The following is a 23,890-nucleotide window of genomic DNA, read 5'->3' on the forward strand; positions in this document are numbered from 1 at the left end:
GTCCCGGCGAAGGCCGGGACCCATAACCCCAGGGAGGAGTTTGGCGAAGATCAGGCGTTCGGTACGTCTACCTTCCGCAATTGATAGATCACGCGGTATGGGTCCCGGCCTTCGCCGGGACGACACCGAATGTATGGCCAGCAGAGCCCCTCACGCATTCCCGCGATCTTCCCGGAACAGATCCAGCTTCTGCTGCACGGGACGATCCGAGAAGCTGAACAGCACGGCATCGTCCTCCGCCTCGTGGGTGACCCATTGCCAGCTCGGCACCACGAACAGATCGCGCGGGCCCCATTCGAAGACGGCATCGCCGATCCGGCTGCGGCCGCGGCCTTCGATCGGGCAGAACACGGTCGCATCGGTCGACCGGTAGCGCGCGGTCTTGAAACCCTTTGGCAGCAGCTGGATGAAGGTGCCGATGGTCGGCATCGCGAAATCGCCGGTCTCGGGGTTGCTGAACTTCAGCTTGAGGCCGTGGCAGGCGTCCCACTCCTGGCTCGTTCTGGCTTTCTCCAGCGCCTCGCGCGTGTAGGCGTAGGGATAGCTGAAGATCGGCGAGGTCTTCGAGCTCCGCTTGACGTCGACCGGCAGCAGGTTGTGGCCGTAGCGGGCAAAGCTGTCGCCGGCCGGCTTTGTGATCCTCTGCTGATCTTCCTTGGAGCCTTCCGCAAAGGAGCAGTCGAAGAACTGCACCAGCGGAATGTCGAGGCCATCGAGCCAGAACATCGGCTGATCGGTCTCGTTGGAATGATCGTGCCAGGTCATCGACGGCGTGATGATGAAATCGCCGGGCTCCATCGCGGTGCGCTCGCCGTCAACGGCGGTATGGGCGCCCTTGCCTTCGAGCACGAAGCGCAGCGCCGACTGGCTGTGCCGGTGCGCTGGCGCGACATCGCCGGGCACCACCATCTGCACGCCGGCATACAGCGAGGTCGTGATCTTGGATTGCCCGCGCAGGCCGGGGTTCTCCAGCACCAGCACGCGCCGCTCGGCTTCCTTGGCGGTGATCAGCTTGCCGGCTTCCGTCATGTAGTCGCGGATGACGTCAAATTTCCAGAGGTGCGGCCGACAGGCGCTCTTCGGCTCCGGCGTGATCAGATCGCTCATCACCGTCCACAGCGCGGTGAGGTTTTCGCCGTCGATCTTCTTGTAGAACGCCTCGCGTTCCGGCGTCTTGGTCACGGCTTCCATGGCGGCGCTCCCGTTCGTTTTGTTGATTGACAGTATACTGACGATCTAGGTAGCGTCAATGCGAGGGGTGACGTGTAAGGTCGTCGTCATTCCGGGGCGACGCGCCAGCGTCGAGCCCGGAATCCATAACCCCGATCGGGAGTATGGATTCCGGGCGCTCGCTTCGCGAGCCCCGGAATGACGGAGAAAAACTAACAGGGAGGGTCCCAATGAAGCTGCACGGCTATTTCCGCTCCAGCGCCGCCTATCGGGTACGGATCGCGCTGAACCTGAAGGGCCTCAAGGCTGCGCATCTCCCGCATCACTTACGCAAAGGCGAGCAATGCGCGCCCGCTTATCTTGCCATCAACCCGCAGGGGCTCGTGCCGGCGCTGGAGGATGATGCGGGGGCAGTGCTGACCCAATCGGTCGCCATCATCGAATGGCTCGATGAGACGCACCCCAATCCGCCGCTGCTGCCGAAGGATCCGTTGCGGCGCGCCAAGGTGAGGGCGTTCGCGCTGGCGATCGCCTGTGATACCCATCCGGTGCAGAATTTGAAGGTGCTGGCGCGGCTGCGCGAGCTCGGCCTGCCCGAGGAGAAGGTCCAGGACTGGGCGGCGTGGGTCAACCGCGAGGGGCTGTCGGCTTGCGAGGCTCTGATCAGGGACGAGCCCGGCCCGTTCTGCTTCGGCGATGCACCGACGCTCGCCGATCTCTGCCTGGTGCCGCAGCTCGCCAACGCCCGCCGTTTCGGCGTCGACGTGTCGGCCTATCCGCGTCTGCTCGCGGCAGAGGCGGCCGCAAAGGCGCTCGCCGCGTTTGCCAACGCTGCGCCGGAGAAGCAGCCCGATGCCGAGTAAGCCTCCTCCTCCGATCACGATCGACGCGGTTTATGCCGCGCCGGGCTATCTGTTCCGGCGCATGCAGCAGATCGCGGTCTCGATCTTCATGGAGGAGTGCAAGACGTTCGACCTGACCCCGGTGCAATATGCGGCGCTGATCGCGATCCACACCCATCCCGGCATCGACGCGACGCGGCTGTCGGCGGTGATCGCCTTCGACCGCTCCACGCTCGGCAGCGTGATCGAGCGGCTGCAGGCCAAGGACTATGTCGAGCGCAAGCCGGCCCCTGAGGACAAGCGGATCAAGCTGCTCTATCTGACCAAATCTGGCGCCGCGATCCTGCGCGAGATCATTCCCGCCGTCGAGCGCGCCCAGGCGAGGATGCTGGAGCCGCTGAAGCCCGCCGATCGCAAGACGCTGATGGGGCTCCTGGTGCAGCTCGTCGATCTCAACAACGAGGCCTCACGCGTGCCGCTGCGTGCCGAGGATGCGCTGGAGCATCTGGGGAAGGCGGGGTGAGGGTGGTGTGAGGCGATACTCACGCCTCATCCCCGCTGTCGTCCCGGGGCGCGCGTAGCGCGAGCCCGGGACCCATAACCCCAGGGAGAAATTTGGCGAAGACTCGCGGTTACCAGTCGCGCACCAAACCACTCCCTGTGGTTATGGGTCCCCGCCTGCGCGGGGACGACACCTGTGGTGTGGCGACGTCTCGTCTTCACATCCGCAGCAACGCCTGCCGATCGATCTTCCCCGTGCCGGTCTTCGGCAGCTCGTCGGTGAAGATCACCTCGCGCGGATATTTGTAAGGAAGCAGCTTGCCCTTGACGTAATCCTGCAGCCGCCGCGTCGCGTCACCCCGGTCGACCGTGCGGCTGTTCATCACCACCACCGCCTTCAGCGTCATGCGCTGGTCCGGCAGTTCGGCGGCGAACACCGCGCATTCGCGGATATCGGGATGGTCGGCGAGGCACAGCTCGACCTCGAGCGGGTAGACCCACTGTCCCGAGATCTTGATGAGATCGTCGGCGCGGCCGCGGAAGAAGTGGAAGCCGTCGGCATCGCGCACGAAGCGGTCGCCGGTGTAGATCCAGCCACCCTGCCGAATCGTCTCCGCGGATTTGTCCGGCCGGTTCCAGTACAGCGGCGTGTTGGAATCGCCGCGCACCCACAAGATACCTTCCTCGTTGTCGGCGACATCGCGTCCGTCCTTGTCGCGCAGCGCGACCTCGTAGCCGGGCACGCGCAGGCCTGCGGCCCCTAACTTCTTCTGCTCGGGCCTGTTGGAGAGATAGATGTGCAGCACCTCGGTCGAGCCGAGCCCTTCGACGATCTCCAGGCCCGTGAGCGTCTTCCAGCCGTTGAAGACCTCGGCCGACAGCACCTCGGCCGCGGAGAGCGACATGCGCAGCGACGAGAAGTTGGTCTGTTGCGCGCCCTCGGCCTTGGTCAGGGACGTGTAGAGCGTCGGCAGGCCGAAGAAGACCGTCGGCTTGTGCTGCTCGATCGCCGCGAAGATCGTGGCCGGCTTCGGCTGGCCCGGCAGCAGCAGCGTTGCCGCGCCCGCCGAGAACGGGAAGGTGACGGAATTGCCGAAGCCATAGGCGAAGAAGATCTTTGGCACCGAGAAGCAGATGTCGTCGGGCGTCAGCTTCAGCACGTTCTGCGCAAAGGCGAGCTCGCTATAGGCCATGTCGTGCTGGAGATGCACGATGCCCTTGGGCCGGCCGGTCGAGCCGGACGAATACATCCAGAACGCCATCTCGTTGCGATGCGTCTCCGCTTCCGCCAGCTCGGCCGGGAATTGCCTGAGCCAGTCCGTCGCCGCGAGCGCGCTCGGCGCGGCGTGATCGCCCCCCTCGCCATTGGCGACAATCAGCGTGCGCAGGCGCGTGTCCTTGCAGGCCTCGGCATTGAAGCGTGGCGCGAATTCGGCATCCGCCACCGCAACCCTGGCGCCGGAATCGGCGAGGTAGAATTGCAGCAAATCCGGCGGCGTCAGCGTGTTGATCAGGAGCGGCACGAAGCCGGCCCGCACCGCGCCGAAGAACGCGGCCGGGTAGGCCGGGGTGTCGTCGAGAAACAGCAGCACGCGGTCGCCGCGCTTCAGGCCGAGCGATGCAAAGCCGTTGCCCCAGCGGCAAGTCTCGTCGCATAGCTCGGCGTAAGTCCGCGTGCCTGCCGGACCCATGAGCGCGACCCTGTCGCCACGGCCCTTGGCGAGATTGTCGAACAGCACGCGGCTGGCGTTGTAGATTTCAGGAACGGCAAAGCCGATCTCGCGCGCCCCCTCGCTATCGGCGGGAACCTGGTCGAAGATCTCGTTGCTCATGCCTCGTCCCCGCCGTTCTTGGCAGCCTCGTAACGCGCCATGAAGCCCGGCGACATGTGGCGCAGGCGTGCATCGTCGATGCGGCCGGAGCGGGTGATGTAGCTGTAGGCGAAGTCCATCAGACCCTGCTGCATGTGCTGGGCAAAATGCTCGTACCAGAAGGCGCTGGTGCGCGCCGCGTTGACGAGCTTTTGTACCACCGGTTTTCGCGCGGCCTGGTACCGGTGCAGCGCGGTTGCAAGATGCGCATCCGATTCCAGCGCCTTGACCAGCGCGATGGCGTCCTCGATCGCGAGCCGCGTGCCCGAGCCGATCGAGAAGTGCGCCGAATGCAGGGCGTCGCCGATCAGCACCATGTTCTTGAACGACCAGTGCTCGTTCCAGACCCAGGGAAAGTTGCGCCAGACCGATTTGTTGGAGACGAGGCAATGGCCGCCAAGCGTGTCCGCGAACACCTCTTCGCAGACGCCCTTGGACTGCTCGACGTCCTTGTAGGCGAAGCCATAGGCCTGCCATGTCGCGTGGTCACATTCGACCAGGAAGGTGCTCATGGCGGGCGAGTAGCGGTAGTGATGGGCGTTGAAGGCACCGCGATCGGTCTTCACGAAGGTCTGCGACAGCGTGTCGAAGCGCTTCGAGGTGCCGTACCAGACGAACTTGTTGGAGGAGTAGGACAGCGAGGTGCCGAAATCTCCCTCGAAGGCGCGGCGCACCTGCGAGTTCAAACCGTCGGCGGCGACGATCAGATCGTGGCCGTTGAGCTGGTCGATCGCATTTATCTGCGTGTCGAAGCGCGGGGTGACGCCAGCGTCGAGCGCGCGCTGCTGCAGGAACCGCAGCAGCTCGAGCCGCCCGATCGAGGAGAAGCCGACCCCGTCGATGGCGACGCTGTCGCTGCCGAGGTTCAGCGTGATGTTCTGCCAGCTCTCCATGTGCGGCGCGATCGCATCGACCGTCTCGGGGTCGTCGGCACGCAGAAATTCCAGCGCCTGGTCGGAGAACACGACGCCAAAGCCCCAGGTCGCGTCGGCCGGGTTCTGTTCGAACAGGTCGACTTGATCCTCGGGGTGACGCTTCTTCCAGAGATAGGCGAAGTAGAGCCCACCGGGCCCTCCGCCAATCACGGCGATCCGCAACGTCTGCCTCCCTAATTGACAGTATACTTACTATCTAGGGGTAGACTAATGTGCTCCGGCGTCCCGCGCCAGCGGAATTATCGGCCAGCGCAGGCGCGCCAAAGCGCACCTCGGCCACACGTTTTACGCGTGTCCGAAACCTCAGGTCCGAATCATAGCCAAACCGCGCCGGCTTGGCCATCCGCACCGTCAGACGCAGCGCTTCACGTAAACCCCGTTCACCAGCACCCGGGTACAGCGCACGGCTGGAACCGGCTTGCGGACCACGACGGCCGCGTTCGGCCCGGCGCAGCCGGCGCGATAGACCCCGCGTGCGCAGACCACCGCATTGGCGTCGGTGGCCTCGAACGTCATCGTCGCTCCGAAGGCGAGGAGCGCAGAAGCAACGAGCAGCAATGAACGCATGTTGTCCTCCCGGTCTTGCCGTGATCGAAATCGGATATCTGCAAAAGATCTGTCGTTGCAGGCGTGCGGAAATTCATGCGCACGCCGTTCGTCGTTGCGGCTTTGGCGCCTGCGCCGTGTTACCTCGCCGCGAATGGGGCGAGCACGTCCTTGCACGCCGGCGACAGCGAGGCAGCCCTGTTGGAAATGCATTGAATGATGCGGCCGCCTCCGGGCGCGACGCCGGCGCAGAGCGTGCGGATGTCGGCGCCGCAGGCCGAGCGCGCGATGAACAGCTCTTCGCGCGGCAGCAAGGGACGCAACACGATCACGGCTGGCGGTGCCGCCGGCGCGGCTCCCGCCGCGGGGGCTGCTGCTGCGGGAGCCGCACCCGCGGGCGCCGCCGTTGCGGCCGCGCCACCGCCGGCTGCGGCGCTCACGGCCTTCTCGCAGGCCGGTGAAACTCTGGCCTTGTTCTTTTCAAGGCATTCGAGCGCTGCCGCGCCGCCCGGCGGCACGCTGGCGCACACCTTGGGATAGTCGGCGCGGCACGCGCTCTTGACCGCCGCAACCTGCGCGCTGCTCGGCTGCTTGGCGGCCGCGGCCTTCTGCGCGGGTGCGGCAGCCGGCTTTGCCGCGGGGGCGGCATCTGCTTTCGGTGCGCCTGGCGCCGTTTCCGCCTTGGGCGCGGCCTCGCTCTTCGGCGCGGCGGGGGCAGCTTCGGTTTTCGCCGGTTCGACAGCGCGAACCGCGGTCTGGCATCCCGCCGACAGGCTGGACATGTTCTTCGCCAGGCATTGATACGCTTCCACGCCGCCGGGCGTCACGCTCGAGCAATGCGCCATGAAATCCGAACGGCATGCGGAGCGGATGGCGCTCTTCTGAGCTTCGGTCGGTGCTTGCGCGAACGCGCCTGTTGCAGTTGCGAAGAGCGCGGCCGCCAGCAACGCCTTGCGCGTCGATGCCTGTTTCAACGTGTTGAACATCTGGTGATTTCCTGCCCCGTCGGTCACGCCGACGACTTTCAAAATGTGATGTAATCGCAATCTTCGCGAGTGACGCCTCGCAAGCAGCATCATTCGCCGCTTTGACGTCACCCGCAAGTCAATTATGCCGGTGCAATTGCGCCGTCAGAGCCTGACCATGCGCTTGCCGCGGTTCTCGCCCGCAAGCAATCCGATCAGCGCCTTCGGCGTGTTCTTGAGGCCATCGATGATGTCCTCCTGCACCTTCAGCTTGCCGGATTTGACCCAGCCCTGGAGCTCGGCGAGCGCGCGCTGGCTCTCCTTCATGTAATCCATCACGATGAAGCCCTGCATGACCAGCCGCTTCACCACGATCAGCCCGGGCACGCCGCGCGGGCCGTGCGCGGAGGGCGCACCGTCATATTGCGAGATCGCGCCGCAGCAGGCGATGCGGCCGTAATTGTTCATCTGCGGCAGGCAGGCTTCCAGAATGTCGCCGCCGACATTGTCGAAATAGACGTCGATGCCCTTGGGTGCAGCTGCGCGCAACGCCTTGAAGACCGCGCCGTCCTTGTAGTCCACGGCGGCATCGAAGCCGAGCTCGGAGGTCAGCCAGCTGCACTTGTCCGCGCCGCCGGCGATGCCGATCACGCGGCATCCTTTGATCTTGGCGATCTGTCCGACGATCGAGCCGACCGAGCCCGCGGCCGCGGAGACCACGACGGTCTCGCCCTCTTTGGGCTTACCGATCTCCAGCAGGCCGAAATAGGCGGTGAGACCGGCGATGCCGAACACGCTGAGCAGATGCGTCATCGGCTCGAGCTTCGGCATCTTGGTGAGATGCCTTGCGGGCACCGCGGCAAACTCCTGCCAGCCGGTGTCACCGAACACGATGTCGCCCGCCGCAAGCCCATCGGCCTTCGAGCTGACGACCTCGGCAATGGCACCGCCAGCCATCACGCTGTTCGCTTCGACGGCGGAGCGATAGGTCGCGCCGTGCATCCAGGCGCGGTTGGCGGCGTCGAGCGAAATGTATCGCACGCGCAGCAGGACCTCGCCGTCCTTCGGCTCCGGCACCGTGCTCTCCACCATCTTGAAATGTTCGGGGCCGAGCTTGCCGCTGGGTTTTTCGACCAGCAGAATCTGGTGATTGATGTTGCCGCTCATGGCGTTTCCCTCTTTGATTGTCTTGACGATTATTGATGCAACCGCCGCAAACAAAACGTGCAGGCCGCATACGTTGTGCGCTGCATGAAGGCTAGATCGCGGCGTTCCATTTCACAACGGGAACATCCTGAAAACGCGATCACACGCAAAGCGTGTTGCGTCGTTGTGATAACTGCGACATCATGAAGCGCCGGTGTACGTGGGGGTAAGCGATGTCGAACAGGTTTACGCAATACATTCTGGCCGCGATGGTGCTCGGCATCATCATGGGGTCGGCAATCTACAACTTCCTGCCCGACACGCGCGCCGACTGGGCGTCCTCCATCAACCTGATCGCCATGATGTTCCTGCGCCTGATCAAGATGATCATCGCGCCGCTGGTGTTCGCGACCCTGGTCGGCGGCATCGCCCATATGGGCTCGGGCTCCAAGCTCGGCCGCATCTTCGCCAAGACCATGGGCTGGTTCATCAGCGCCTCCTTCGTCTCGCTGCTGCTCGGCCTCGTGATGGTGAACCTGCTGCAGCCCGGTGCGAACTTCCCGGGGACGCTGCCCCAGGCGGGGCAATCGACCGGCCTGCCGGTGTCGGCATTCTCGATCGAGAAATTCCTGACCCATCTGATCCCGACCTCGATCGCGGACGCTATGGCGCAGAACGAGATCCTGCAGATCGTGATCTTCGCGGTGTTCTTTTCGGTGGCGATGGGCTCCATGCCCGAACGTTCGAAGCCGATCCTCGCGATGATCGACGACGTCGGCCACATCATGCTCAAGGTCACGAGCTACGTGATGCTGTTCGCGCCGCTCGCGGTGTGGGCCGCGATCACCGCAACCGTCGCCAAGAACGGCCTCGCGGTGCTCTGGAAGCTCGTCGTGTTCATGGGCGGCTTCTATCTCTCGCTGGCGATCCTGTGGACCATCCTGGTCATCGTCGGCTTCATCGTGATCGGCCCGCGCTACAGCCATCTGTTGAAGCTGGTCCGTGAGCCGCTGATGATCGCTTTCTCGACCGCGAGCTCGGAGGCGGCCTATCCAAAGACGCTCGAGGCGCTCAACCGCTTCGGCGCGTCGTCGCGGATCTCGAGCTTCGTGCTGCCGCTCGGCTATTCCTTCAATCTCGACGGCACGATGATGTACTGCACCTTCGCGGCCGTCTTTATCGCGCAGAGCTATCACATCGACATGCCGCTCGGCACCCAGCTTGCGATGCTGGCGACGCTGATGATCACCTCGAAAGGCGTCGCCGGCGTGCCGCGCGCCTCGCTCGTGGTGATCGCCTCGACGCTGGCGCAGTTCAACATCCCCGAAGCGGGCCTGTTGATGATCATGGGCATCGACACCTTCCTCGACATGGGTCGCAGCGCCACCAACGTGATCGGCAACACGCTCGCGACCTCGGTCGTGGCCAAATGGGAAGGCGAGCTCGGGCCCGAGCACGAGCTCGGACCCGGCGACGTCGTGCCTGAGGACATGGTGCCGGGCGAAGTGCCCGCGATGGCCGGCCATGGATAGGAGCGAACCATGGGCCAGACACTGGCGAGGTCACTGACCTCAAGCGGCTTGTTGCTCGCGGCATCGTTGCTCGCGACCTCCTTGTTCGCGACCTCGGCATCCGCGCAGACCGGCGGCGAAGGGCTCAGCCCGACGCTGTCAGCCATCAAGACGGCGCACACCGTGCGGCTCGGCTATCGCGAGAGCTCGCCGCCGTTCTCGTTCCTCGACCAGTCGGGCCGTCCAATCGGCTACAGCCTCGAGCTCTGCGAGGCCATCGTCGAGGAGATCGGCGTCGAGGTCGACGATCCCAATCTCAGAATCGACTACGTCAAGGTCACCTCGGACGACCGCATCGACGCCGTGCTGCAGAACAAGATCGACCTGGAATGCGGCTCGACCACGGCCAATGCCGAGCGCGGCAAGCGCGTCGCCTTCTCGCCGCTGATGTTCGTCGCCGGGACCAAGCTGATGGTGCCGAAGACATCCAGCGCCCAGTCGCTCACCGATCTGAAGGGCAAGACCATCGTGGTGACGAAGGGCACCACCAACGAGCAGGCGATCCAGGCCGCGGACAAGAAATTTTCGTTGGGATTGAACATCGCCGTCGGCGCCGATCACGAGCAATCCTACCAGATGCTCGCCGATGGCAAGGCCGATGCCTTCGCAACCGACGACATCCTGCTCTTCGGCCTGATCGCGCGCCACAAGGCGCAGGACAAGTTCCGCGTCACCGGCGATTATCTGTCCTACGACCCCTACGGCATCATGTTCAGGAAGGGCGAGCCGCAGCTATCGGCCGTGGTCGAGCGCGCCTTCCGCAAGCTCGGCTCCAACCGCGACCTCGTCCCGCTCTACAACAAATGGTTCACCGCAAGGCTTCCCACCGGCGAACGTCTGAACGTGCCGATCTCGCTGCAGCTGGAAGAGGCGTTCAAGGCGATGGACGATTCAGCGAGCGCGAACAATTAGACGGCGGTTCGCTCTCTCTCCGTCATCCTGAGGCGCGCGCTCGGCGGTGCAAGCGCACCGCCGAGCAGGCCTCGAGGGATGAACGGCCGAGCTGGCAGCCGGGCCGTCACCCTTCGAGGGCCGCTGAAGAAGCTGCCACCTCCAGCGCAACGGCCTTGCCGTTGCGCTGGGGGTGACGGTGATGGGTCATCGCTCGCTGTGCACTCGACCGAACACCCGATCCAGCGTCGCATCATACGCCGCTTGCACCAGTTGCGGATGCAGCTTGCCGAGCGCTTCCATCATCACGCCGGAATTGATCTCGAGCACTTTCCATTCGCCGTCGACGCGGACCACGTCGATCGACGCAAAAGCGATGCCGATCGCGCGCGCGGCATCGATTGCCAGCTCCACGCAGGCCGTTCGAACCTCGCTGTCCCCCAGCAACACCGGCTTTGCGCCGGCATCGAGATTATGTCGCCAATCCGTGCCGCGCTGCTTGCTGTAGACGACGAGGGGCGCCTCATCGAGCAGCACCACGCGGACCTCGTCCTCGATCGCGACATAGGGTGAGATCACGAGCCCGGCGCTCATCGAAAACACCTCGCTGGCCGCGTGGTCGAGTTCCGCCTCCGTCGTCACCTTGAACACCGAGCGCCCCGATGTCCCCTCGTTCGGCTTCACCACTACGCCTTGCGGATTCTGAGCGAGCAGCGCGAGCATCCGCTGGCGCCAATCGGCACCGGCGACGTGCACGCCCAGCTTCGGGTTGAGGAAGAGGTGATGGGAAATGCAGGGCACGCCCTCCAGCGCCAGCGCCTCTGATGTCGCCGATTTGTCGTTGGCGAGGCGATGGGCGATGGCGCTGTTGAGGCCGATGTCGTAGCCGAAGGCGAAGCGCCGCTCATCGCCCCGGCGCATCGCGATCAGCCAGCCACCGGCGCGGACATCGACCGCAATGCCATGCTCCGCGCAATAGCGCCTGATGGCCTGGACGAAGATTCGCTCGTCGCTTGCCGCCATGTGTTTCCGTCGCGCTTCAGACGTTCCTGGCGCCAAAAGCCGCAAAAATGCGGGAAACGGCGCCGAACCAGGGTGAAAGTCAGAGCTATTCTTAATGAAATTCTCGCGAGCGCGATGGAAATTAAGTGCTGCATTCGAACGCTGCAGGGAAAAGAAATTGCCCGCCGCGCGCGCCCGGCAGCAGATTCATTAACAATATGGCCAATTCCGCCGCAAATGCCGGTTTGACCGGCATCAATTGCATCCGGAACGAGGTTGATTATTGGTCTCAATGGCGTAGATCACACACGCGAAATCCTCCGCCATGGCAATGGTGACCGCCCCGCTTTCAGGGCCGGGCAACGCTTTTGCCCTAAAACCGCAATTATTCGGAATATCGAAAATCATGAGCGCGTTTTACCGAGAGAAGGTTCTTTCCGTCCAGCACTGGACCGACACGCTGTTCAGCTTCCGCGCCACGCGCGATACCGGCTTCCGTTTCCAGAACGGCCAGTTCGCGATGATCGGCCTCGAGATCGACGGCCGTCCGCTGCTGCGCGCCTACAGCATGGCGAGCGCCAATCACGAGGAAGAGCTCGAGTTCTTCTCGATCAAGGTTCAGGACGGCCCGCTGACCTCGCGCCTGCAGAAGATCAAAGAGGGCGACACCATCCTGGTCGGCCGCAAGGCGACCGGCACGCTGATCACCGATAACCTCCTTCCCGGCAAGCGGCTGATGCTGCTCTCGACCGGAACGGGCCTCGCGCCGTTCGCGAGCCTGATCAAGGACCCCGAGGTCTATGACCAGTTCGAGTCGATCGTGCTGGTGCATGGCTGCCGCCAGGTCTCCGAGCTCGCCTATGGCGAGAAGCTGGTCGCTTCCTTGCGCGAGGACGAGCTGTTCGGCGAGCTGCTCGCGGACAAGCTGATCTACTACCCGACCGTGACCCGCGAGCCGTTCAAGAACCGCGGCCGCATCACCGACCTCATCAACTCCGAGCAGATCTTCAACGATATCGGGCAATCGCCCCTCGACATCGCCACGGACCGCATCATGATGTGCGGCAGCCCGGGGATGCTCGAAGAGCTGAAGGTGATGTTCGAAGGCCGTGATTTCATCGAAGGAAGCGGCAACAAGCCTGGCCATTTCGTGATCGAGAAGGCATTCGTCGAGCGCTAAGCTCTTTTGAAGAGGCGGCGTAATCGCGCGCCACACTCAACTCGTCGTCCCGGACAAGCGGAGCGCCGATCCGGGACCCATAACCACAGGCCGTGGTTATGCGTAGGGTCGGAGTGACAGTCTTCTCTCACCACGACATCCTGTGGTTATGGGTCCCGGGTCTGCGCTTACGCTTGCCCGGGACGACAGCTGAGATTGGGGAATCCAGTGTGACCCCACGCGCGGCCATTAAGGGCCCAGCGTCCGCCGCCCCTCCACCACCCCTCTGCTGCACTGCAAAACCCGCCCATCGGGCTGGTTGATCTGTCTCGGCCGAATTCGCTAGCCTGAAACAAGGGCCGCGTCATATCCGTATGACAGGCAAGGGCGTATCGTACCGCCTCATTGCTGGCGAGAGGATGGGAATCGTGGCCGACGACACCAAGACGCAGGACTTCTCCCAACACTCATCCCACAAACGCCTGCCGCTGGCGGAGGAGGGGATCATGGAGACCCTGCTGCTGCCATTCTCGCCGCGCTTCATCGTGCTGACGATCTGCGCAGTCGTCACCGCGCTCCTGATCGGTATCGGTATCGCCGACCGCAAGATCTTCGACATCCTGCTGGTGCCGATCCTGATCTTCGGCGCGCTGACGCTGCTCGGCGTCCGCGATCTCCTGCAGAAGAGCCACGCGGTGCTGCGCAACTATCCGATTTCGGCGCATATCCGCTTCCTGCTCGAAGAGATCCGCCCGGAGATGCGGCAGTATTTCTTCGAGAGCGAGAAGGACGGCATGCCGTTCTCGCGCGACACCCGCGCGGTGGTCTATCAGCGCGCCAAGATGGAACTCGACAAGCGTCCGTTCGGCACCCAGGAGGACGTCTACCGCCAGGGCTACGAGTGGATGCACCACTCGGTGTCGCCGAAGGCGCATGCCGAGGAGAAATTCCGCATCAGCATCGGCGGCCCCGACTGCAAGAAGCCCTATTCGGCCTCGGTGTTCAACATTTCCGCGATGAGCTTTGGCGCCCTCAGCCCCAACGCAGTGCGCGCGCTCAATGCCGGCGCCAGGAAGGGCGGCTTCGCGCACGACACCGGCGAGGGCGGCGTCAGCCCCTATCACCGCGAGATGGGCGGCGACATCATCTGGGAGATCGGCTCCGGCTATTTCGGCTGCCGTCATCTCGACGGCACCTTCGATCCCGAAGCGTTCGCGCGCGTCGCCGGTGACGACCAGATCAAGATGGTCGAGCTCAAGGTCAGCCAGGGCGCCAAGCCCGGCCATGGCGGCGTGCTGCCGGCGGCAAAGGTCTCGGAGGAGATCTCCAAGATCCGCGGCGTCGCGATGGGCGAGGACTGCATCTCGCCGGCCTCGCATCGCGCCTTCTCCACCCCGGCCGGCATGATGCAGTTCATCGCCGAGATGCGCCGCCTGTCGGGCGGCAAGCCCGCCGGCTTCAAGCTGTGCATCGGCCATCCCTGGGAATTCCTGGCGATCTGCAAGGCGATGCTTCAGACCGGCATCTATCCGGATTTCATCGTCGTCGACGGCAACGAAGGCGGCACCGGGGCGGCGCCGCTGGAATTCATGGACCATCTGGGCATGCCGATGCGCGAGGGCGTCAACTTCGTCCACAACGCGCTGATCGGCATCAATGCGCGCGACCGCATCAAGATCGGCGCGTCCGGCAAGATCGCCACCGCCTTCGACATGGCGCGCGCGATGGCGATCGGCGCCGACTATTGCAATTCGGCGCGCGGCTTCATGTTCTCGCTCGGCTGCATCCAGTCGCTGAGCTGCCACACCGACCGCTGCCCGACCGGGGTGGCGACGCAGGATCCGACGCGCGCGCGTGCGCTCTACGTGCCGCTCAAGATCGACCGCGTGCACAATTATCACCACGCGACGCTGCATTCGCTGACCGAGCTGATCGCCGCGGCAGGCCTCGAGCATCCGCAGCAGCTGCGCCCGATTCACTTCACCCAGCGCACCTCGACCACCGATGTGAGATCCTTTGCGCAGCTCTATCCGGCGCTGCGTCCTGGCGAGCTGCTCGAAGGCACCGAAGACCCGCGCTTCCGCGACGCCTGGCGGATGGCGCAGGCGGAAACGTTCCAGCCGGCGCCATAGGGCATCGCTCGGCCGGTGGCGGCACCGGCCCGGCCCGCGCATATTCGTCGCGAGCGGAGCTGGCATTCAAGATTTTGTTCAACTTTGGGTGTAGATTGTGCCCATGGACGAACGGCGCGACAAGGCGAGACATCGCGTGCTGAAGGCCGGAACGATCGAGTTCGGCGGCGGCGCGATCGACTGCACCGTCCGCAACCTGTCCGACACCGGCGCTGCGCTCGACGTCACCAGCCCGGTCGGCATTCCCGAGCATTTCACCCTGTTCGTCCAAGCGGACGGAACGCATCTGTCGTGCACCGTGATCTGGCGCAAGGAGAAGCGGATCGGCGTGAGGTTCGGGTGAGGTGAGTTGGCGCGAGGTGAGTTCGCGCTGCAAACACCGCTGTCGTCCCGGGGCGCGACAAAGTCGCGAACCCGGGACCCATAACCACAGGGAGAAGTCGCCGCGCGAGCTGGCAACTCCGAATCTTCGCCAAACGGCCTTCCGGGAGTATGGGTCCCGGATCGGCGCGCGCTTGAAGCGCGCTTGTCCGGGACGACAGCTGTGGTTGAGGCTCGCTCTATCAACTACCCCGTCTCGACCTCACTCAACCGGCTCGCCAGGATCTTGTCGATCCGCCGCCCGTCGAGATCGACCACCTCGATGTGCCAGCCGCCGAAGTCGAAGGCATCGCCGGTGTCGGGCAGCACGTTGAACTGTTGCAGCACCAGGCCGGCCACCGTGTTGTAGCGGTGCGGCGGCAATTCGACGCCGAGCAATTCGCCGAATTCGTCCACCGGCATCCAGCCTGAGATCAGCAGCGAATCGTCGGCGCGCCTGACAAAGGCGGGCTCCGGCGGTCCGGCCTCCGAATGGAAGGCGCCGACGATCGATTCGAGGATGTCGGCGGCCGTCACCATGCCTTCGAAGCCGCCATATTCGTCGTAGACGAAACCGACGTGGACCGGCGCAGCCTTCAGGATGGTCAGCACGTCGCGCGCGTCTGCCGACGCCGGGATGCCGGGCGCTTCGCGCACCAGCGCGCGCAGGTCCGGCGTGCGTTCGTTCATATAGGCGATCAGCAGGTCCTTGGCCTGGAGCACGCCGATCGGCTTGTCGCGGTCGCCGTCGGAGACGGGAAAGCGCGAATGCGGGCTCTTGGCGATGATCTCCCGGATGGCCGCCGGATCGTCGTTGAGGTCGATCTCGTCGACCTCCGTGCGCGGCGTCATCACTGCGCCGACCGGCCGGTCGCCGAGCCGCATCACGCCGGCGATCATCTCCTTCTCACCGGGCTCGAGCACGCCCGCGCTCTCGGCCTCGCTGACGAGGTGGTGGATCTCGTCCTCCGAGACCTTCTCCTCGGCCTTGCCGCCGCGACCGAGCAGCGTGAGGATCAGCCTGCCCGAGAGATCGAGCAGAAAGACCAGCGGCAGCGAGACCTTCGCAAGCACGTGCATGGCGGGCGCGACTCTGACCGCGATGCTTTCGGGGTCGCGCAGCGCCACCTGTTTCGGCACCAGCTCACCGACGATCAGGGTGGCGTAGGTGATCAGCGTCACGACGATGCCGACGCCGACGATGTCGGCAATTCCCGCGGATAGACCGAGCTCGAGCAGCCATTGCGTCAGCCGCTGTCCGAGCGTCGCGCCGGAGAACGCGCCGGAGAGCACGCCGACCAGCGTGATGCCGATCTGCACCGTCGAGAGGAACTTGCCGGGATTGGCTGCCAGCGTCAGCGCCCGCTCGGCGCCGCGCACGCCCTTGGCGGCGAGCATCGACAACCGGGCCGGGCGGGACGAGACCACGGCCAGCTCCGACATGGACAAGAGGCCGTTGATGACGATCAGGACGACGACGATGACGAGTTCGACCGAGAGCATTGACGTTCCGAGGTAAGGGAGTGTGGCCGAATAGGACGGCACACGCCTTGATATAGGTATTCGGCGAAGAAATGCCGGCAATTTTGCCGCATTTGGCGCCCCGAGGGAACCGTGTCGCCGCTGACTTGGACTCGCTTGCGCGAGCTCCCGTGGAACTACGAGAATGCCGATGCTTAACGGGCTCTTAGTGGCCGCCCGGCTAGGTTTTCGACATTGCAGAAGTGTATTCGGGGGACCCAGGGATGCGGATCGGGAAGCTTTTCGCGCTGTCTATGCTGACGGTGACGGTATTTGCAGTCATCCTCGGCGCCGAGGTGCTGATACCCCAGACGCGCATCTTCACGAACCGCTCCGACGCGATCAAGACTGTCGATGCCTTTGGTGCGACCCTGATGGTCAGTCAGCACGTCGCCGGCCTTCGCGCCCCCTATATCGGTCCGATCTTCCAGGAAGCGGCGGCGACGCCAGCCCAGATCGAAGCGGCCGGGAAGGCCGCGAAAGCCGCCGAGGCCGGCTTCGAGGCTGCAAGGCGCGCGATCCTGGTGCTGGATGACGGCGGAGCGATTGTCGAGAATCTCGACCGTGCCGCACGGCGGCTGAAGGAGGTCACCGCGGCGGCAGATCGCGCGATGAGCGTCCCGCTGGCGGCGCGCGATGGTGCTGTGATCAAGGGCTTTCTCCCCGGTGTTGCCGAGGTCATCGGCAACATCGAGCCGGTCATGAACCGGCTCGAAGCGAAAGTCATCAACGCCGATTCCTCGCTCGCGGCGCTGTTGAGCCTGGCGCGGACGGCCCAGGACCTGCGTGTCGCGGCCGGCAGCCGAGCGGCCACGCTGTCCCCGGCGCTGTCCGCGAGCCGCCCGCTCACGGCGACCGAATTGTCGCTGATGGATCGCATGCAAGGCCGCGTGGAGGCCGACCGCGAGCGCATCGAGGCAGGCATCGACCAACTCGGAAATCCCCCCCGCATCGCGACCGCGCTGAAGGCGGCAACGGAATCGTATTTCGGAAAAGCTGCGGCCGCCGTCGACAAGGAGATTCCCGCAGCCCGGAGTGACGGCAAGTACAGCAGCAACGCCGACGAACTGGCGAAGGTCATCGTGCCGGCCATCCAGATGTTCTACGGCGTGCGCGATGCCGCATTAGCCGAAGCTTCCGAGCGTGCCTCGGCCTCGCGCGATGGCGCACTGGCGATGCTCGCGCTCGCAGGCGTGGTGGTTCTGGCGCTGCTCGGGACTCTCGGTGGCGTGACCATGATGCTGCGCAGGCGCGTGGTGACGCCGCTCAGCCGGCTCGCAGACGTGATCGCAACGCTCGCTGCCGGACAACACGACGTCGAGATTCCCGCGACGGGCCGCAATGACGAGATCGGCCAGATGGCGGGCTCGCTGCAGCACTTCAAGGATTCACTGCTCGCCAAGAAGGCCGCCGATGAGGCGGCCGCGGTCGAGGCCGACGCGAAGCTCCGGCGCAGCCAGCGTATGGACCAGATCGCGCGCGATTTCGAAGCCATGATCGGCGACGTGATCAACACGGTGTCGTCGGCTTCCTCGGAGCTGGAAGTGTCCGCGGGAACGCTGACGAGCACGGCCGATCAATCGGAAAAGGTCACCGCGACCGTCGCGGCCGCTTCCGAACAGGCCTCCACCAACGTGCAGACCGTTGCCGCGGCGGCCGAGGAGATGGCCTCGTCGGTCGACGAGATCAGCCGGCAGGTGCAGGATTCCGCGCGCATCGCCGGCGAAGCGGTGCAGCAGGCGGGCCGGACCAACGATTATGTCGGCGAGCTCGCCAAGGCCGCGGGGCGGATCGGCGACGTCGTCGAGCTCATCAGCCAGATCGCAGGCCAGACCAATCTTCTGGCTCTCAACGCCACCATCGAGGCGGCGCGCGCCGGCGAGGCCGGCCGCGGCTTTGCGGTGGTCGCCTCCGAGGTCAAGGCGCTGGCCGAGCAGACCGCCAAGGCCACCGGCGAGATCAGCCAGCAGATCACGGGAATCCAGACCGCGACGGAGGACTCCGTCGGCGCCATCAGGTCGATCAGTGACACCATCTCCCGCATGTCCGAGATTGCATCCGCAATCGCCGCGGCGGTGGAGGAGCAGGGCGCAGCGACGCGGGAGATTTCCCGCAACGTGCAGCAGGCGGCCCGCGGCACCCAGCAGGTCTCCGCCAGCATCGTCGACGTGCAGCGCGGCGCGAGCCAGACCGGATCTGCCTCCTCCAACGTGCTCGCCTCGGCCAGATCGCTGTCCGGCGAGAGCAGCCGTCTCAAGGTCGAGGTCGGCAAGTTCCTGGACGCGATCCGCGCTGCGTAGAACTTCTGCGCCTCTGCTGCAGGGAGAAGCAATCGCATTCGAAGAGCGACGTGCCCGCGGCCCATCCTTCGAGACGCGCGCAAGTGCGCGCTCCTCAGGATGGAGTGTGCGGAGCGCTTCGATGAGCTCCGGTGTCGCTTGCCTCATCCTGAGGAACCCGCGAAGCGGGCGTCTCGAAGGACGAGGCGCGCGCATCATCCGGGCCGTACTGCGCTCAGAACTCCCCGTGCAGCCGCCCGGAAATGACCGACACCGGTCCGCGATCTGCGTTGTAGGCGGGGTTGACGATGAGCTGGTAGTCGGCGGTGAGGGTGAGATTCTTGTTCAGCGCATAGGCGTAATAGGTTTCGAGGATGCGCTCCTTGCGGTAGTTGAGCGCACCGTCGCCGACCAGCACGCCAAGGCCGCCTGCGGCGAGGAAGTCCCGGTAGTCCTGCGAAATCGCGTTGATCGCGCCGCCAACGCCGACCACGTCGTCAGGCCGGCCCCATTTCGTGCCCTTGATCGAAAGGCCAGCCGACAGGCTGCGGTTGATGTCGGTGAAGGCGAGCGTTTCGCTCTTGCCGTCGTTCCAGCTCCAGCGGCCGAACAGTCCGACATCTTCGGTGATCGCCTGCTCGAGGTTGACGACATAGCCGACCTTGGTGCGGCCGCGCCGGGTCTGCGCGATGTCGAGATTGAGCGCCGGATTGTTCAGCGTCTCGCGGAAGCTGCCCATGTTGGCGCTGTCGAGCCAGCCCATGGTCCTGAGCTTGCCGGGTTGGCCGAACAGCGAGAAGCGCGTCTCGAGCTCGATCACGTACTGGCCGCGCTCCCCGACCTTGGTGTCGAAATGATTTGAATTGGGCTCCGCGACCATCAGGAAATAGCCGCCGCGCAGGGCCCATTGCTTCTGATTGAGCTCGGCGGTGACGCCGTAGGTAAGGCCGACCTTGTCGGCGGAATAGTCGAAGGCGCCCGGGGCCCAGATCGACCAGTTCATGAAATCCCTGCGGGTGTCCTTGGCGTAGGCATTGCCGTCGAACACGTCGACCACTGCGAACTTGCCGGCCTGCACGGTGAGGCGGGACACGTCGACCTTTTGCCCCAGCTGCAACTGGCCGCTGGCGAGTTCTTCCTGCTCGCCGCCGAAGCCGAAGGTCTGGCGCACGAACAGGCGCGAGGTGTTGTAATGCGGATAGGGGAAGTTCGACTTCTGCGCTTCGCCGTTCGGGAAGCCGGCCGCGCCGACCGTGTCGTTCAGGCCAAATCCCTGGAGCAGCTCGGGATTGTAATAGACCTCGCCGCCGTCCCACAGCCGCGCGTTCAGGAACAGGCTGTTGCTCCAGGTCGCCTTGGCCTGCCTCGTCGGCGAGAGAGAGTTCGTTCCGCTGTAGAGCGCGGGGAACGACGGATAGCCTTGCGGCAGATAGGTGCTCTGGCCGTGAATCTCCCAGCGATCCGATTCGGTGTCGATGAGCGAGCTGTTCGGATTGTAGCTCGGCATGCCCGGCCAATCGACCTTGCGGTTGAGGCCGAGCCTGACCTGCTGGAAGTCGAGCGACGAAGAGCTGTATTGGGCCCCCGTGGAGAAGGCGACATTGGCGCCGTCGAAGCGGCTGTAGAGATATTCGAGCCGTGCGCTCCAATGCGGCGCGAAGCCGTATTCGACGCCGGCACCCGCGATCCAGCCGGGCCGCGTGTTCAGGATTTTCGGGACTTCGGCGCCGGAGGCCGGCGTGTCGAAATAGCGCTCGCCCATCCAGGCAAAGCCGCCGGTGGCGTAAACCAGCCACGGACCGCTGGTGTAGCCGACGCGGCCGCGCAGGCTGGCGGTGTAGTCCCATTGCTGCGTGACAGTGTTGGCGGGTGTCGTCAGGAAGGAGACGATCGAATTCGAGGTGATGTAGTTGGGGAACGTGAAATCGCCTTCGACGCCGACCAGCCAGCCGGAGTTGAGGCGGTAGTTGTAGCCCGCCTGCACGCCGCCGATCATGCCGCTGAAGACGCCGCTGTCGTTGATCCCTGTGCCGTCGTTCAGCGCAAACTGCGACGAGCCGCGGCCATAGCCGGCATGCGCACCGATATAGAGGCCGGTCCAGTCATAGACCGCTCTCGGCGCCGGCGCCTTCAGCGGCAGATCGGCCGCGCGCCCCGCGGCGGGAAAAGCCAGCACGCCCGAGGCAATCGCCGCGGCCGTTCGCAAGTATCTGTAACGGTGACTTCTCAACGTCAAAACGCACGCCCCCAAAACGCGAATGTGTCCCACCCGTCGCGATATCCCTGCCGATTCGCGGCGGCCCTGTCATCAGGTCTTGGTTGCTCGCGTCGTCGAGATGATCTCGATTCGACGCGATTTCGTCCCAAGTTCCCGAGCCTGTCTCGAACCTTATTGCGATTAATTCGCAATAGCAACTGGTGAAGATTGGCGCACGGAATGGTTCGCACCGCTGTGTGACGGGACGGCAACAAATTCCCGGCCCAAACAGAATGACCCCGCCCGGGGGGACAGCCGGGCGGGGTCGGGGCACGACACGGGGTGGATGAGGCGCCCGTGTCGGACGCAGGATCCACGTAAGATCGGCCTCAGGTACTCAGATCAGTAGCAGCTACGAACGCGGCCAACGTACTGGCCAAAGGCGTTGTACTGGGCGACCCAGCCGCAGCGGTGATAGCCGTAGTAATAGGGGTCGTTGTTGGCGGCGATCGCGGAGCCGACGACAGCGGCGGTGGCGATGCCGGCACCGACACCCCAGACCCAACCGGGCTGCTTGGCTTCGGCCGAGGAGGTGGTGGACACGATGCTGCCGGTGACGGCGAGGGTCGCGAGAGCGAGAGCTGCAATCTTGGTCTTGATCGACATGTGAAACTCCATCCGGGGTTGAGGCGGTCCGCTGTGGCCCGCGTGCCCAGTTTGACGGAGGCTCCCCGCGTCCGGTTCGAATGCGGCGAATCCGCTCCCGGAGCGAGGAGTTTTCGTAAATGATTGCAATAGGATATTGGTTAGCCGAGGGGCCCCTTGGCGAGCCTGTTCACGTCGAAGTTATCGACCTCGCCCAGGAGTTCGCAAAAAGCACGGGCGCCTTGATCGATGAGCTGCTCGCCCTTCGCGGCGACGGCCAATGTCGCATTGCCGACGGCGCCGCTGGCGTTGAGATCCTGCGCCTGCCAGGCGAACGGCGCGGGCCGCTGCGTCGACAGCCAGCGGTACTGCTGCTCCAGTGCGATGCTGCTCGCAGGAAAATCCGCGATGGCATCCTTGCGCACCTGATCGGGATAGCGCGCCAGCATGATCGAGGTCTCGACCGCGCCGCCATGAATGCCGTGGCGCACTTCGTCGGCCGGGAACAATGTGTCGGCGCCTGATAGCCGCGACCATGACGTGGTCACCACGAACATTTTTTGATGCGCCCGCAGATCCTGCGCCACCAGCATCATGGCCGCGCTGTTGCCACCATGGCTGGTGATGATGACGAGCTTCTTCACGCCGCGCCGCGCGACCTCCTCGCCGATCCCGGTCCATCGCTTCAGCGCGGTTTCAGTCGGCAGCGTCTGCGTGCCGGGATAGTCGATATGCTCGGTGGAAATCCCGACCGGTTCGACGGGAAGAAAACTGGCCGGAACGTTGTCGGGCAGAAGCTCCCGCACGCGCGCAAGATACGCCTCCGCGATCAGCACGTCGGTGGTGAGCGGCAAATGCGGGCCGTGCTGCTCGGTCGCCGCCAGCGGCAGCACCGCGATCCATCGCGACGTCTCCGCGGGGGGCGCATCGACCCAGCGGATCTCGGTCCAGTCGCGGGATGGCATCATTGAGTTTTCTTTGGAGGTTTCATTGCCCGAATTTGTCACGTAATTTGGGTTATCAGGGGACGCGGGCCCGGCCGGCTCGTGTCCCCTGACGTCATGCGGTTTTATCGCGTTGGCCTGCCACGAGCTAGACGCGATTATGCTGGAAGCGATCGACGGAGTGCCATTATGACCCCCTCTCATCTGCGCAGAGCGCTAACTGCGGGCCTGATGGCCGCTCTGGTCTGGAGCGTCCCGGCGCGGGCCGAAACGCTGGACAAGGTCACCTTCGGCACCAACTGGGTCGCCGAGGCCGAGCACGGCGGCTTCTTCCAGGCGGTCGCCGACGGCACCTACAAGAAATACGGCCTCGACGTCACCATCGTTCCCGGCGGTCCGAACGAGAACAACCGGATGCTGCTGATCGCCGGCAAGATCGATTTCTTCATGGCCGCGAACACGCTGATGTCGTTCGACGCGGTCGCCAACAACGTTCCCGTCGTGACCATCGCCGCGATCTTCCAGAAGGATCCGCAGGTGATGCTGACGCAGCCGGATGCCAAGGTCAGCAAGATCGAGGATCTCAAGCCGCTGACGCTGTTCGTCTCCAAGGAGGGCATGGGCAGCTATTTCCAGTGGCTGAAGTCCGAATACGGCTTCAGCGAGAAGAACGTCCGGCCCTATAATTTCAATCCGCAACCCTTCATCGCCAATCCCAAGAGCGCGATGCAGGGCTACGTCACCTCCGAGCCGTTCGCGGTGGAGAAGGCCGCCGGCTTCAAGCCCAACGTGCTGCTGCTCGCCGATTACGGCTTCAACACCTATTCGACCTTGATCGAGACCCGCCGCGACGTGGTCGAGAAGAAGCCCGACCTGGTGCAGCGTTTCGTCGATGCCTCCATGATCGGCTGGTACAATTACATCTACCGCGACAATTCCGCCGGCAACGCCATGATCAAGAAGCTCAATCCGGAAATGACCGACGACCTGCTCGCCTATTCCGTCGCCAAGATGAAGGAGCATGGCATCGTCGATTCCGGCGACAGCCTGAAGAACGGCATCGGCGCGATGAGCGACGAGCGCTACACCTCCTTCTTCAACAAGATGGTCAAGGCCGGCGTCTTGAGGCCCGAACTCGACTTCCGCAAATCCTACACGCTGCGCTTCGTCAACAAGGGCGTCGGCGTCGAGCTGCGCCCGAGCAAGCCGTAGC

Annotated in this window: 20 protein-coding genes; 9 read left to right on the plus strand and 11 right to left on the minus strand. The window is 64.5% G+C overall.

All coding sequences use genetic code 11. The annotated features are described in order from the left end of the window. Window positions 1–150 precede the first annotated feature (150 nt). Window positions 151–1,191 (minus strand): gentisate 1,2-dioxygenase, encoded by a 1,041-nt coding sequence (gtdA, locus tag XH81_RS21725; RefSeq protein WP_028143833.1) that lies wholly within the window; start codon window positions 1,189–1,191, stop codon window positions 151–153. A gap of 209 nt (window positions 1,192–1,400) precedes the next feature. Between gtdA and maiA the strand changes: the two genes are divergently transcribed. Both maiA and XH81_RS21735 read left to right on the plus strand, forming a co-directional pair. Then, complete coding sequence (gene maiA, locus XH81_RS21730) at window positions 1,401–2,033, plus strand: maleylacetoacetate isomerase (protein ID WP_028143832.1); 633 nt, start codon at window positions 1,401–1,403, stop codon at window positions 2,031–2,033. Beyond that, window positions 2,023–2,535 (plus strand): MarR family winged helix-turn-helix transcriptional regulator, encoded by a 513-nt coding sequence (locus XH81_RS21735; RefSeq protein WP_028143831.1) that lies wholly within the window; start codon window positions 2,023–2,025, stop codon window positions 2,533–2,535. Before maiA ends, XH81_RS21735 begins: the two co-directional genes overlap by 11 nt. A gap of 196 nt (window positions 2,536–2,731) precedes the next feature. On the opposite strand, the gene XH81_RS21740 is transcribed toward XH81_RS21735, so the two are convergent. From XH81_RS21740 to XH81_RS21760, 5 genes are all read right to left on the minus strand, one after another. Continuing rightward, window positions 2,732–4,345: a benzoate-CoA ligase family protein gene (locus XH81_RS21740; RefSeq protein ID WP_028143830.1), complete on the minus strand. Its 1,614-nt coding sequence runs from the start codon at window positions 4,343–4,345 to the stop codon at window positions 2,732–2,734. After that, entirely contained in the window at window positions 4,342–5,481 is a 1,140-nt protein-coding gene (locus tag XH81_RS21745) for an FAD-dependent monooxygenase (protein WP_028143829.1), read from the minus strand. The genes XH81_RS21740 and XH81_RS21745 overlap by 4 nt, the downstream gene beginning before the upstream one ends. Window positions 5,482–5,670: 189 nt before the next feature. Continuing rightward, entirely contained in the window at window positions 5,671–5,886 is a 216-nt protein-coding gene (locus XH81_RS21750; RefSeq protein WP_028143828.1) for a hypothetical protein, read from the minus strand. 119 nt (window positions 5,887–6,005) lie between these two features. Continuing rightward, a complete protein-coding gene (locus tag XH81_RS21755; RefSeq protein WP_028143827.1) occupies window positions 6,006–6,851 on the minus strand; it encodes a cysteine rich repeat-containing protein in 846 nt (281 codons plus the stop codon). A 144-nt stretch (window positions 6,852–6,995) separates the two neighbouring features. After that, a complete protein-coding gene (locus XH81_RS21760) occupies window positions 6,996–7,997 on the minus strand; it encodes an NADP-dependent oxidoreductase (RefSeq protein ID WP_028143826.1) in 1,002 nt (333 codons plus the stop codon). Window positions 7,998–8,209: 212 nt separating this feature from the next. Here XH81_RS21760 and XH81_RS21765 point away from each other — a divergent pair, with 212 nt between their 5' ends. Next, window positions 8,210–9,508 (plus strand): dicarboxylate/amino acid:cation symporter, encoded by a 1,299-nt coding sequence (locus XH81_RS21765; protein ID WP_028143825.1) that lies wholly within the window; start codon window positions 8,210–8,212, stop codon window positions 9,506–9,508. Between the two features lie 9 nt (window positions 9,509–9,517). Further along, window positions 9,518–10,459: an amino acid ABC transporter substrate-binding protein gene (locus XH81_RS21770; protein ID WP_028143824.1), complete on the plus strand. Its 942-nt coding sequence runs from the start codon at window positions 9,518–9,520 to the stop codon at window positions 10,457–10,459. Between the two features lie 186 nt (window positions 10,460–10,645). On the opposite strand, the gene XH81_RS21775 is transcribed toward XH81_RS21770, so the two are convergent. Then, on the minus strand, window positions 10,646–11,461 hold the full coding sequence (locus tag XH81_RS21775; protein WP_028143823.1) for an ATP-grasp domain-containing protein: 816 nt from the start codon (window positions 11,459–11,461) through the stop codon (window positions 10,646–10,648). Between the two features lie 385 nt (window positions 11,462–11,846). Here XH81_RS21775 and XH81_RS21780 point away from each other — a divergent pair, with 385 nt between their 5' ends. The 3 genes from XH81_RS21780 to XH81_RS21790 all read left to right on the plus strand — a co-directional run bounded on the left by XH81_RS21780 (window position 11,847) and on the right by XH81_RS21790 (window position 15,074). Next, on the plus strand, window positions 11,847–12,620 hold the full coding sequence (locus tag XH81_RS21780) for a ferredoxin--NADP reductase (RefSeq protein WP_028143822.1): 774 nt from the start codon (window positions 11,847–11,849) through the stop codon (window positions 12,618–12,620). A gap of 398 nt (window positions 12,621–13,018) precedes the next feature. Further along, on the plus strand, window positions 13,019–14,731 hold the full coding sequence (locus tag XH81_RS21785; protein WP_028143821.1) for an FMN-binding glutamate synthase family protein: 1,713 nt from the start codon (window positions 13,019–13,021) through the stop codon (window positions 14,729–14,731). Between the two features lie 103 nt (window positions 14,732–14,834). Continuing rightward, window positions 14,835–15,074 carry a PilZ domain-containing protein gene (locus XH81_RS21790; RefSeq protein ID WP_018316424.1) on the plus strand — a complete coding sequence of 80 codons (240 nt, stop codon included), beginning with the start codon at window positions 14,835–14,837 and terminating at the stop codon, window positions 15,072–15,074. A gap of 224 nt (window positions 15,075–15,298) precedes the next feature. Here the strand turns inward: XH81_RS21790 and XH81_RS21795 are convergent, their stop codons facing one another. Continuing rightward, window positions 15,299–16,594, minus strand: coding sequence for a hemolysin family protein (locus XH81_RS21795; RefSeq protein WP_028143820.1), 1,296 nt, complete (start codon window positions 16,592–16,594; stop codon window positions 15,299–15,301). A 242-nt stretch (window positions 16,595–16,836) separates the two neighbouring features. Between XH81_RS21795 and XH81_RS21800 the strand changes: the two genes are divergently transcribed. Next, the gene (locus tag XH81_RS21800; RefSeq protein WP_028143819.1) at window positions 16,837–18,912 is read left to right on the plus strand and encodes a methyl-accepting chemotaxis protein; all 2,076 of its coding nucleotides are present in this window, start codon (window positions 16,837–16,839) and stop codon (window positions 18,910–18,912) included. A 214-nt stretch (window positions 18,913–19,126) separates the two neighbouring features. On the opposite strand, the gene XH81_RS21805 is transcribed toward XH81_RS21800, so the two are convergent. From XH81_RS21805 to XH81_RS21815, 3 genes are all read right to left on the minus strand, one after another. After that, the gene (locus XH81_RS21805; protein WP_028143818.1) at window positions 19,127–21,097 is read right to left on the minus strand and encodes a carbohydrate porin; all 1,971 of its coding nucleotides are present in this window, start codon (window positions 21,095–21,097) and stop codon (window positions 19,127–19,129) included. 393 nt (window positions 21,098–21,490) lie between these two features. Beyond that, window positions 21,491–21,754 carry a hypothetical protein gene (locus XH81_RS21810; RefSeq protein WP_028143817.1) on the minus strand — a complete coding sequence of 88 codons (264 nt, stop codon included), beginning with the start codon at window positions 21,752–21,754 and terminating at the stop codon, window positions 21,491–21,493. A 140-nt stretch (window positions 21,755–21,894) separates the two neighbouring features. Continuing rightward, window positions 21,895–22,701 carry a creatininase family protein gene (locus XH81_RS21815; protein ID WP_028143816.1) on the minus strand — a complete coding sequence of 269 codons (807 nt, stop codon included), beginning with the start codon at window positions 22,699–22,701 and terminating at the stop codon, window positions 21,895–21,897. A 165-nt stretch (window positions 22,702–22,866) separates the two neighbouring features. Here XH81_RS21815 and XH81_RS21820 point away from each other — a divergent pair, with 165 nt between their 5' ends. After that, window positions 22,867–23,889: an ABC transporter substrate-binding protein gene (locus tag XH81_RS21820; RefSeq protein ID WP_028143815.1), complete on the plus strand. Its 1,023-nt coding sequence runs from the start codon at window positions 22,867–22,869 to the stop codon at window positions 23,887–23,889. Window position 23,890: the final 1 nt, after the last annotated feature.

Source organism: Bradyrhizobium sp. CCBAU 25360, from assembly GCF_028128695.1.
In the GTDB taxonomy this organism is placed as follows: Bacteria; Pseudomonadota; Alphaproteobacteria; order Rhizobiales; family Xanthobacteraceae; genus Bradyrhizobium; species Bradyrhizobium ottawaense.

Bases quoted from the DNA above. Each gene is read 5' to 3' on its own strand.
- gtdA (WP_028143833.1), bottom strand. From the start codon at position 1,191: ATGGAAGCCGTGACCAAGACGCCGGAACGCGAGGCGTTCTACAAGAAG.
- maiA (WP_028143832.1), top strand. From the start codon at position 1,401: ATGAAGCTGCACGGCTATTTCCGCTCCAGCGCCGCCTATCGGGTACGG.
- XH81_RS21735 (WP_028143831.1), top strand. From the start codon at position 2,023: ATGCCGAGTAAGCCTCCTCCTCCGATCACGATCGACGCGGTTTATGCC.
- XH81_RS21740 (WP_028143830.1), bottom strand. From the start codon at position 4,345: ATGAGCAACGAGATCTTCGACCAGGTTCCCGCCGATAGCGAGGGGGCG.
- XH81_RS21750 (WP_028143828.1), bottom strand. From the start codon at position 5,886: ATGCGTTCATTGCTGCTCGTTGCTTCTGCGCTCCTCGCCTTCGGAGCG.
- XH81_RS21755 (WP_028143827.1), bottom strand. From the start codon at position 6,851: ATGTTCAACACGTTGAAACAGGCATCGACGCGCAAGGCGTTGCTGGCG.
- XH81_RS21760 (WP_028143826.1), bottom strand. From the start codon at position 7,997: ATGAGCGGCAACATCAATCACCAGATTCTGCTGGTCGAAAAACCCAGC.
- XH81_RS21765 (WP_028143825.1), top strand. From the start codon at position 8,210: ATGTCGAACAGGTTTACGCAATACATTCTGGCCGCGATGGTGCTCGGC.
- XH81_RS21770 (WP_028143824.1), top strand. From the start codon at position 9,518: ATGGGCCAGACACTGGCGAGGTCACTGACCTCAAGCGGCTTGTTGCTC.
- XH81_RS21775 (WP_028143823.1), bottom strand. From the start codon at position 11,461: ATGGCGGCAAGCGACGAGCGAATCTTCGTCCAGGCCATCAGGCGCTAT.
- XH81_RS21780 (WP_028143822.1), top strand. From the start codon at position 11,847: ATGAGCGCGTTTTACCGAGAGAAGGTTCTTTCCGTCCAGCACTGGACC.
- XH81_RS21785 (WP_028143821.1), top strand. From the start codon at position 13,019: ATGGGAATCGTGGCCGACGACACCAAGACGCAGGACTTCTCCCAACAC.
- XH81_RS21790 (WP_018316424.1), top strand. From the start codon at position 14,835: ATGGACGAACGGCGCGACAAGGCGAGACATCGCGTGCTGAAGGCCGGA.
- XH81_RS21795 (WP_028143820.1), bottom strand. From the start codon at position 16,594: ATGCTCTCGGTCGAACTCGTCATCGTCGTCGTCCTGATCGTCATCAAC.
- XH81_RS21800 (WP_028143819.1), top strand. From the start codon at position 16,837: ATGCGGATCGGGAAGCTTTTCGCGCTGTCTATGCTGACGGTGACGGTA.
- XH81_RS21810 (WP_028143817.1), bottom strand. From the start codon at position 21,754: ATGTCGATCAAGACCAAGATTGCAGCTCTCGCTCTCGCGACCCTCGCC.
- XH81_RS21815 (WP_028143816.1), bottom strand. From the start codon at position 22,701: ATGATGCCATCCCGCGACTGGACCGAGATCCGCTGGGTCGATGCGCCC.
- XH81_RS21820 (WP_028143815.1), top strand. From the start codon at position 22,867: ATGACCCCCTCTCATCTGCGCAGAGCGCTAACTGCGGGCCTGATGGCC.